Here is a 9,809-nt window from a genome sequence, read left to right as displayed (position 1 = left end):
GTCACTCTCAGGGTGCGAATGCTTTCATGTTCCGGACCCGGACCGGCTGCGGCCCAACCCCAACACCGATCGATGCTCCAAACAGGCCCCACCCCGACACGGCCCTGACCATCTCCGAGGCCCGGCCGACCGAGCACGACGATCGCCGAAATGCCCGGGTTGCGGCCGATTGGTAGCGTGGACCACAGTCCTCGAAGCAACGAATCGGACCGCATGCGGTCCCCGCTCCCGCCTTCGGCGGGACCGGAAGGCGGCACCCCCAAGGAGTCCCGCATGGCCAACTACCTCGTCGGCCCGAACCATTCGACCGACATAGAGAACGCGCTGACCAAGTTCCACGAGGCGCTGACCAAACGGTGGCGCAAGGAAGCCGTCGAGGGTCTCGGCAGTCAGCAGGCCCCGACCACGAACTACATCGCGCCGCAGAGCGCGGTCACCGCCCCCGACGCCACCGTGTACACCGAACAGCTAGTCGCAATTCACGTCAACTCCGGCGAATGCGCTTTCGTGGACTGGGCGGAGAGCGGCCAGGACGGCTCCCCTTCGTCCATCTCCTGCTCCGGTGCGACCGGAGTCCGAGAAGACGACGTCGAGATACCCGACATTCGCGGGGGCGGAATGATCCATGTGCCGCGACACATCACCTGTCCGGTGGGGGACCTCCTGGCGGCGATCGAGGACTGGGCCTGGAGCGAACGGGACACCATCTTCTACGACGTGCCGCTGTTCGACGCCCACGACGTCTCGCGCCTCGAAGACGCCTACGACATGCTCATCCGGCTCGGCAAGGACATGGGGCTGGAAGCGGGCTCCGATTCCGAGTCCGGTATCTCCTCCGGATGGGAACCGTTAAACGAACGCGACTTCCCCGGAATCGTCGAGGACGTCTCCGACCGCGACGGTGTCAACAAGGATTGGCTGGAGAGCTGGACAGGGCTGGCCGCGGATCGCTTCAAGGAAGGATTCGCAGCCTCGACCACTCGGACGATGAGCAACCAGTCCGGCATACTCGGCTGCCTCGCCAACTGCTACGCCGAGCGGTCGGCGATCATCGAGTACGCGCGCAACAACACTATCTACTGGATCGATTGGGCGACCAGTTCCTTCGAGCAGATGGAGATCCAGACACACAACCTAGTGGACGGTTGGAAGACCCTTCAGGGGCTCGGCACCGCGATCGCGGTCGGCGGCGCATGGAGCGGCGTGGCCGGCGGAGTCGGAGCCGCGGTGACCCTCGTGGGGTTCCTGGGAGAGAACCTGCTTCCCGAGGCGACGACGAACGAAGGGCTCAAATACGAGATCCCGGAGATCATGAACACGCTCGAATCGGAGATCTCGAAGCTCAACGACTCGGTCCAGAGCCACGAGACCGACCTCAGCTCCGGGATCTCCGTGTTCCGCGGAAAGATCAACGACACGCACAGCTACAACCTGGAGCTGTACGACCTCACCGCGAACTCCTCGGGCGCTCCGAGCGACACCGACGGCTTCACCGCCGATCCGGCCGACATCCTCGCCCTGGCCAAGAACTGCTACGACGCCGCCGCCCGGTACGAGGGCGTGCTGGGCAAACTGAATGAGACCACCAGCGCCGACGGCGACCTCGCCGACAAGGACGGCAACCCGTCCTGGGCCGACCAGGAGATCATCGCGATCCGGGACGAGCTCGTCGACTACATCCGAACCACCTGCGCCAGGTACATCATCGCGGGAGAGCAGCTCGAAGACGCGGCAGAAGCGTACGCCGAGTCCGACAACGATGTAGGGGCCTCGTACGACCGGGCTATGCCAGACTGGGACTACTCGGCACCCGACACCGATTGGAACCCGGGCGACGCGGCCGACGCCACCGACCGGGGGACCGACAGCCGCTACGACGATCATCCGGCGCGGGGAGGCACCGCTCCCGGAGAGGGCGTCGAGACCGACTACGAGATCGAGCTGTCAGGGGATCGAGCGTGAAGATCGGACGACCGCTGTGGACCATGCCGGCCGCCGTCGGCCTCACGGCGTCGATCGCCGCAGGCTGCGGACAGGGAGCCGACGGATCCGATGACCCGAACGTACCGACCGCGAGCGAGACCGCGACCGAGCTGGCGGTCCCGGAAAAATATTGCGAAACTCTGGCGGCCGAACTCCTTCCCGACGGAGCCGACCCGGCGGAGTACCGGATCGACGGGTCCTGGGGCACCGGCTCGACCCGATCACAGGGCGACCCTTACGTCTGCGACGTCGAGCCGCGGGACGTCTACGGCGCGGCTGCCGCGGGCCGCGACGCCGTCGAGTGGACGCTGAGCGTCAAGCTCATCGGCCCCGACTCCCCCGAGCGCGACGAATACCCGGAGATCCCCGATCCGCTCGATGCCGACGAGCGGGACTGGGCCGAGTTCCGCGACGACTCCGAGCTGGTCTCGGGGACGATGGAGTGCGAGGCCCCGACCGGCTGCGACGGCGCCGAGCCGGTGGAGGTGCGGATGCACGACTCCGTCTTCCTGGGATTCCACGGGGACCTGGCCTTCTCGGCGGAGACGCGGTACTACTCCACGGCGGACCCCGACGAGGCCGAACAGGCCGGTGAGCGGTACTCGGCGGAGCTGTTCGCCGATTTCGCGGTCGCGGCCGACCGGGACCTCTGAGCTCCCGTCACTCGGCCGCCGCCGAGCGCTCCAGCGCGCCCAGCAACTCGGCCTCCAGGTAGGGGGCGAGGGTGGCCGCATACGTGTTGGTGAGGTGGGCGTCGTCCCGGTAGACCAGGATGTTGCCGACCACCGGCTCGCAGACTTCGGGTCCGCAGATGCGGTCGGTCAGGTCGATCTTGTGGACGCCTTCGGGGACGGCGAGGCGCTCGAACGCCTCCGGGTCCGGGTAGTAGTCGTCGCGGTCGACGGCGCATTCGGCGGCATCGGCCCCGTGGAGGTCGACGCAGGTGGGGATGTCGAAGCGCGGGCTGGGGGTGTCGCGGACGATGAACACTTCGGCGCCGGTCTCGCGCAACTGCTCGTAGCGTTCGGTGTATTCGGGGAAGGTCTCGACGGCGTCGTAGCCGACGCGGGATCCGTAGGTGAAGACCAGGTCGGGTTCGAGCTCGGCGATGGCGTCGACGGCCGCGTCGTTCCAGGCGTCGCAGGAGCGGTAGCGCTCCTGGTCCGGGTTCGGCTGCTCGGTGGCGATGATGCAGGCGTTCTTGATGAACGTGACCAGGTGCCACCTGTGGCGTTCGGCGACGTCCTCCATGGCAGGGAGCCAGTGCCAGATCTTGGAGCCGCCGTACATGACCACCGTCCGCTCGGCCTCGGCCTCGTCGGCGGCGAAGTCGCAGCGGACGACGTCGTAGCCCTCCATGGACTGGTTGCACTCGCCCGACAGGGCCGGGTCGCGGTCGTCGGCCGCGTCGAGGGTCGAGGGGATGAAGTCGGCCGTCTCCACCTCGAGGTCCTCGGCCAGCGCCGCGGCGCCCGGGTAGCGGCTCGCGTCGGCCGCGGCCGGGTCGAGGCGGTGCCGTTCGTAGGCGATGTAGCCGGCCAGGGCGGCGGTCGCGGCGAGGACGAGGGCCAGGCAGGCGGCGCCGAGCGCGTAGGCGCCGCGTGCGGTGTGCTGGCCCCAGCCGGTCCTCGGCAGGCGCAGTTCGACGGCCCAGCGGGTGGCTTCGGCGAGGGCGATCGAGACGGCGATGACGCCGAGGCCGCCGAGCAGGGTGGCGGTGTCGCGGCCGGTGGCGGCGAGGTAGCAGACGAGGACGGGCCAGTGCCACAGGTAGAGGGTGTAGGAGAGTCTGCCGAGGTGCTGGAGGGGCCTGGTGTTGAGCAGGCGTCCGGCGCCCGCGCCGGGCTGGACGGAGGCGACGACGATGATCGCTCCGGCAGTGAGCACGGGCCACATGGCGGCCGCTCCGGGGAACTCGGTGCTCTCCAGGATCATGCCGCAGGCGGCGAGGGCGGCCACGGCCGTCCAGGACAGGGCCGCGGCGGTGCGGCGGCCGAGTTTGAGCAGTGGGAGCGCCATCGCCAGGAGGGCGCCGGCGGCGAACTGCCACATGCGGGCGCGGGTGTCGAAGTAGGCGTAGGCCTGGTCGGTGTCGACCGCGGCGAGGGCGTAGGCGAAAGAGGCGAGGAAGACGGCTCCGAAGGCCGCGGCGAGCACTGGGCGCAGGCCGCGGCCGGTGCTGCGGGCGAGGAGCGCGCAGGCGGCGATGAGGACCGGCCACACGAGGTAGAACTGGGCTTGTATGCCCAACGACCAGTAGTGCTGGACGATGCTGGCGCCGTTGTTCGAAGACAGGTAGTCGACGGAGGTTTCGGCCAGGCGCCAGTTGCCGACGTAGAACGCCGAGGCGATCAGGTCGCCGAGCTGCTGGTTCCAGGTGGCGCGCGGCAGCCAGAGCACGGTCATGGGGACCATGGCGGCGGCGACGATGAGCGCCGGCGGGAAGATGCGGCGGATGATGCGGGCCGAGTAGCGGACGGGGCCGATGCCGTGGCCGGTTTCGACGCGGCGGACGAGGCTGCCGGTGATGAAGAAGCCCGAGAGCAGGAGGAACACGTCGACGCCGCCGGAGACGCGGTTGAACCAGATGTGGTAGGCGGCGATGATGACGATGGCGACCCCGCGCAGGCCGTCGATCTCGACGAGGTGTCGCGGCCGGGCCCGGCCCGGGCGCGCGGCGGTGTGCGGCTCGGGGGGCGTGGTCTGCCCGGTCTCGGTGCTCATGGGTCTCCGGGTGGGAGGTGCGGGAGGGGCTCTTCGAGGGTAGCGGCGGCCGGTGGGGGTGACCCGCGTTTGACAGCGGGTACTTCACAGGACACAATGAAAGCACCTTAACGATCGTTAAGTTTCAAGTCCGGGAAGGAGTCGAGGTGGACTACCGAGCCGAGCGCGAGGCCATCATGCGCGGGGGCGCCGAGAAGTACCACAAGGCCGCCGCCGCTGCCGGCAAGTACCACGCGCGCGAGCGGATCAGGCGGCTGACCGACGCCGACTCGTTCACCGAGGACGCGCTCTGGGCCAACCCGGACCCGACGCTCCCGGCCGACGGCGTGGTCTGCGGATCGGCGACCGTGCAGGGCCGTCCGGTCCGCGTGATCGCCAACGACTCCACCGTCAAGGCCGGGTCCTGGGGCGCCAGGACCGTCGAGAAGATCGTCCGCACCATCGAGGCGGCGCAGGCCGAGCGGCACCCGATCGTCTACCTGGTCGACTCGGCCGGAGCGCGGATCACCGACCAGGTGCAGCTGTTCCCGGGGCGGCGCGGGGCCGGCCGGATCTTCTACGAGCAGGTGCGCGCCTCCGGCCAGATCCCGCAGGCGTGCGCGCTGTTCGGCCCCTCGGCCGCCGGAGGGGCCTACATACCGGCGTTCTGCGACATCGTGGCGATGGTCGACGGCAACGCCTCGATGTACCTCGGCAGCCCGCGCATGGTCCAGATGGTCACCGGCGAGCAGACCACATTGGAGGACATGGGCGGGGCGCGCGTCCACTGCGAACAGTCCGGTGTCGGGCATTTCCTGTGCCGCAACGAGGACGAGGCGATCGCCTCGGTGCGCCGGTGGCTGTCGTACCTGCCGTCGAACTGGACGCAGCCGCCGCCGGTCCGCGCCTCCCGGCCGCCGCGCGAGATCGACCTGGCCGAGGTCGTCCCCGCCGGGGAGTCGACGGCCTTCGACATGCACGAGTTCATCGACGGCCTGGTCGACCGCGACTCGGTCCTGGAGGTGCAGGCGCGCTGGGCAGGCGAGCTCGTATGCGCGTTCGCCCGGCTCGACGGCCGCCCGGTCGGCATCGTCGCCTCCAACCCGGCCGTGCGCGGCGGCGTCCTGTTCTCCGACTCGGCCGACAAGGCCGCCCGGTTCGTGAACACCTGCGACGCGTTCAACGTGCCGCTGCTGTTCCTGGCCGACGTGCCAGGCTTCATGGTCGGCACCGAATTCGAGAAGACCGGCATCATCCGCCACGGCGCCAAGATGATCGCCGCCGTCTCCGAGGCGACCGTGCCGAAGCTCTGCGTCGTGGTCCGCAAGGCCTACGGGGCCGGGCTGTACGCCATGGCCGGACCGGCGTTCGGCTCCGACGCCGTCATCGCCCTGCCCAGCGCCAAGATCGCCGTCATGGGGGCCGATGCCGCCGTCAACGCCGTGTACGCCGGCAAGATCGCCGCCATCGACGACCCCCAGGAGCGCGAGCGGTTCATCGCCGACCGGCGCGCGGAGTACGAGGCCGACATCGACCTGCGGCGCCTGGCGGGCGAGCTGGTCGTCGACGACATCGTCGAGCCCGAGCGGTTGCGGGCCGACCTCATCGCACGCTACCGAAGGCTGTCCCAAAAGGACCGGCGCTTCGGCGACCGCAGACATCCGATAACACCGGTGTAGGAGGAGCCATGAGACTCACGCCCGAACAGGCCGAGTTCGCCAGCGCGGTGAGGGACTTCGCGCAGACCGAGATCAGACCCGTCATCGCCGACCACTACGAGCGCGGATCGTTCCCGACCGACCTGGTCCGCGACCTGGGCAGGCTCGGCGTCTTCGGCGTCACGCTGCCCGAGGAGTACGGCGGGGCCGACGCCGGGCTGCTCATGCTGTGCCTGGCGCTCGAGGAGATCGGCAAGGTCGACTCGTCGGTGGCGGTCACGGTGGAGGCCGGGGTGACGCTCGGGGCCGAGGCGGTGGCCAAGTACGGCACGCCCGAGCAGCGCCGGCGGTGGCTGCCGCGCCTGGCCGCCGGGGAGGGCCTGTGCGCGTTCGCGTTGACCGAGCCGAGCGGCGGCACCGACGCGGGTCGGACCGACACGCGCGCCCGGCTCGAGGGCGACCAGTGGGTGATCGACGGGGGCAAGTGCTTCATCACCAACGCCGGGACGCCGATGACCGACCTCATCGTCGCGACGGCGACCACCGGCCCGGGCGAGGTGTCGTGCATCGCGGTCGAGCCGGGGACGCCGGGCCTGGAGATCGGCCCGGAGTACTCCAAAGTGGGCTGGCGGGCTTCGGACACGCGGCCGTTGTACTTCGACGGCTGCCGGGTGCCGGCCGAGAACCTCATCGGCGAGCGCGGCAAGGGGTTCGCGCAGTTCTTGGAGCTGCTGGACTACGGGCGGGTGGCGCTGGCGGCCCTGTCGGCGGGGATGGCGCAGGGCTGCCTGGACGAGTCGGTGGCGCACGCCAAGGAGCGGGAGGCGTTCGGCAAGCCGATCGGCGCGAACCAGTCGATCGCGTTCATGCTGGCCGACATGCGGTTGCGCGCGCACACGGCGCGGTTGGCGTATGTGGACGCGGCCGAGAAGGCCGACCGGGGGGAGCCGTTCGGCACGGACGCGGCGATGGCGAAGCTGCACGCCTCGCAGATGGCCGTGGAGAACGCGCGGGACGCGACGCAGATCTTCGGCGGCTACGGGTTCATGAACGAGACGCCGGTGGCCAGGGCTTGGCGGGACTGCAAGATCCTGGAGATCGGCGAGGGCACCAACGAGGTGCAGCGGATGCTGATCGCCAGGTCCATGGGAGTTTTATTAAGACTTCAACAAGATCATTGCCCTCGCTTGCACGCCCCTGGCAAGCTCGGAACCGGAACTTAGCGCTGTGCCGCACCCGAACCGACTCGGATGCACGCGACCGGCGCATTTCGGCACAGCCGCCGCGAGAGGCGCGGCGGCGGACTGAGGAGCGGCAATGACCGACATCGACAAGGGCCGGGCCATCGCACAGCGGGTCCTCGCCTCCCGGCGGGGACTCATGTGCGGCGCGGCGGCGCTGGGCGCGGCGGGCGCGCTGGCCGCCTGCGGCACGGCCGAACCGGCTGCGGAGTCGAACGGCGATTCGGGCTCGGATTCGACCGGCGAGGGCGGCGACGCGCTGGCCCGGACCTCGGAGGTCCCGGTGGGCGGCGGGATCGTGGCCGGGGAGACGGTGATCGTCCAGCCGAGCGAGGACGAGTTCGCGGCGTACTCGGCGGTGTGCCCGCATCAGGGCACGATCGTGCAGGCGCCCGACGACGGGGTCATCGTCTGCCCGAACCACGGCTCCCAGTTCGACCTCGAAGGGGCGCTGCTCCAGGGTCCGGCCGAGACCGGCCTGACCGAAGTCGAGATCACCGTCGACGGCGACCGAATCCTCCTCGGCTGACGGCCCCGCCTTCTCCGTACGTGTCGGACCGGCCCCTTACACTCTGCCCGGCTCGCCCGTCTCGGGCGGGCCACGGAGCATGCACCGACAGGGGGGACGCATGGCGCTGTGGCCGAACGGCAAGCACATCAGGCTGATGAGGGAACTCGTCCGTCAGCTCGACGAGCACGCTCCCGGCCATCACGAAGCGGGCGACGAGGCGCTCTTCTTCGAGTTCCCGGCCTGGAAGGTCGCACTGGCACCCGATGTGCACGTGTCCGACTCCCGACTGCTCCGCGCCGGTGACAGCCCGCCGCCGGGCAGAGCGTTGTCGCTCGCGGCGGACCTGGACCCGAACCGGTCGCCGCCCGGTCCCGATCCGACATGGCAGGTCGATGTCTACGGCAGGTCGGGAGTCGAGGTGTACCTTGCTCTCGACCTGATCGATCGCCGGATGTCGGTCTACTCAGGGCCATCGAAGCACGGCTATCGCTCCCGTGCGACCGAGGATCTGAGCGGTCGGGTGAGGATCCCCGCGCCGTTCGACTTCGACCTCGACACCTCGGCATTCGCTCACTGCGACCGCTGACGGCCCACAGCGCTGTTCGGCCTGAACCATCGGCTCGGCCGGTCGGGCGGTGCTCGCGGTGTACTAAGATCCGCCGGCGTGCCCCAGAGTCAAAAAACATCAGAATATGCCGCCCATTGCGGATTCACCCGTGGCGACCTACTGCTCGTCCCGGGAGCCCTCCTGCTCGGTCTCGCGGGCGCGATCATGGTGTTCGACCAGCTGGGCGAAGGCTACCCCGACCTGCCCCGCCCGCTGGAGCAGCTCATCGGCGCGCTGACGACTATCGCAGCGGTCGTGTTCATCGCCTTCAAGTTCGCCGCCGCCGTCGCCCGGCCGATCGGGCTGCTCGTCGATGAGGACGGCATCACTCTCCGCACCTTCGCCCTCGGCCGTCTCACTGTCGTGCCATGGCGAGAGGTGTCCGGCGTGTTCCTCCGCACCAAGCGGATCTCCCGTACGAAGGTCACCTATCTGGTCGTGAAACGGGGATCGCGGTCGCACCCGCTGCGGCGCCGCAACCCGTTGACCGACCCCCGAATCCCTGATGTCGATCCCGAGCGCGACGCGGTGGTGCCGATCGATCAATGGTGGCGGCTCGACCGCGAGCGGTTCGCCGAGGCCGTGGAGTCCCACACCGGAAACCGCGTCCGTCTCGAACTCGAGCTCGAATGAGCACCGGCCGGGGCGGCTTCGCCGCCCCGGCCGGTGTTCGGTCGTCGTACAGGTCAGGTGAGCGCGTCGGCGGCGGCCGGGTCGGAGTCCCTGAGGAACTGGGCGCAGCGGGCGGCCTCGTCGGCCTCGCCGATGGAGGCGGCGGCGCGGGAGAGCTGGTAGAGCGACTTGAGGAAGCCGCGGTTCGGCTTGTGCTCCCAGGGGATCGGGCCGTGGCCCTTCCAGCCGCTGCGGCGCAGCTGGTCGAGGCCGCGGTGGTAGCCGGTGCGCGCGAAGGCGTAGGCGGCGATGTCGTCGCCGTTCTCGAAGGCGTTCTTCGCCAGCCGGGCCCAGGCGGCGCAGAACCACGGGTAGTTCCGGACGGTGTCCTCGGGTGAGTGCTCGTCGAGGTACTTCCGGGCCTCGGTGTCCTCGGGGAGGAGGGTAGCCGGAGGCTGGGCCATGAGATTCTGCGGAGCCAATGCGATGTCCTC

8 protein-coding genes and 1 pseudogene are annotated in these 9,809 nt (G+C 69.6%); 7 read left to right on the top strand and 2 right to left on the bottom strand.

Features of this window, described 5'->3' with window-relative positions:
* Positions 1-273 precede the first annotated feature (273 nt).
* Together ACYVL2_RS19530 and ACYVL2_RS19525 are read left to right on the top strand one after the other, a co-directional pair.
* Positions 274-1,962 carry a hypothetical protein gene (locus tag ACYVL2_RS19530; RefSeq protein ID WP_460546483.1) on the top strand — a complete coding sequence of 563 codons (1,689 nt, stop codon included), beginning with the start codon at positions 274-276 and terminating at the stop codon, positions 1,960-1,962.
* Positions 1,959-2,636, top strand: coding sequence for a hypothetical protein (locus ACYVL2_RS19525; RefSeq protein ID WP_460546481.1), 678 nt, complete (start codon positions 1,959-1,961; stop codon positions 2,634-2,636). Before ACYVL2_RS19530 ends, ACYVL2_RS19525 begins: the two co-directional genes overlap by 4 nt.
* 7 nt (positions 2,637-2,643) lie before the next feature.
* Here ACYVL2_RS19525 and ACYVL2_RS19520 read toward each other — a convergent pair whose 3' ends face one another.
* Positions 2,644-4,707 (bottom strand): acyltransferase family protein, encoded by a 2,064-nt coding sequence (locus ACYVL2_RS19520; RefSeq protein WP_460546479.1) that lies wholly within the window; start codon positions 4,705-4,707, stop codon positions 2,644-2,646.
* Between the two features lie 176 nt (positions 4,708-4,883).
* Here ACYVL2_RS19520 and ACYVL2_RS19515 point away from each other — a divergent pair, with 176 nt between their 5' ends.
* The 5 genes and pseudogenes from ACYVL2_RS19515 to ACYVL2_RS19495 all read left to right on the top strand — a co-directional run bounded on the left by ACYVL2_RS19515 (position 4,884) and on the right by ACYVL2_RS19495 (position 9,336).
* Entirely contained in the window at positions 4,884-6,365 is a 1,482-nt protein-coding gene (locus ACYVL2_RS19515; RefSeq protein ID WP_460546485.1) for an acyl-CoA carboxylase subunit beta, read from the top strand.
* A gap of 8 nt (positions 6,366-6,373) precedes the next feature.
* Positions 6,374-7,498, top strand: a pseudogene (locus tag ACYVL2_RS19510) (acyl-CoA dehydrogenase family protein); the annotation flags it as partial.
* A 163-nt stretch (positions 7,499-7,661) separates the two neighbouring features.
* Entirely contained in the window at positions 7,662-8,114 is a 453-nt protein-coding gene (locus ACYVL2_RS19505; protein ID WP_460546477.1) for a QcrA and Rieske domain-containing protein, read from the top strand.
* A gap of 100 nt (positions 8,115-8,214) precedes the next feature.
* Complete coding sequence (locus tag ACYVL2_RS19500) at positions 8,215-8,682, top strand: Uma2 family endonuclease (RefSeq protein ID WP_460546475.1); 468 nt, start codon at positions 8,215-8,217, stop codon at positions 8,680-8,682.
* 186 nt (positions 8,683-8,868) lie between these two features.
* Complete coding sequence (locus ACYVL2_RS19495; protein ID WP_460546473.1) at positions 8,869-9,336, top strand: hypothetical protein; 468 nt, start codon at positions 8,869-8,871, stop codon at positions 9,334-9,336.
* Positions 9,337-9,389: 53 nt separating this feature from the next.
* Here ACYVL2_RS19495 and ACYVL2_RS19490 read toward each other — a convergent pair whose 3' ends face one another.
* Positions 9,390-9,779: a DUF3151 domain-containing protein gene (locus ACYVL2_RS19490; protein WP_460546484.1), complete on the bottom strand. Its 390-nt coding sequence runs from the start codon at positions 9,777-9,779 to the stop codon at positions 9,390-9,392.
* Between the last annotated feature and the right edge of the window lie 30 nt (positions 9,780-9,809).

The organism is Glycomyces halotolerans (assembly GCF_054779575.1).
The sequence above is the reverse complement of the archived record's forward strand: the minus strand, read 5'-3'. Positions and strand labels throughout refer to the sequence as shown.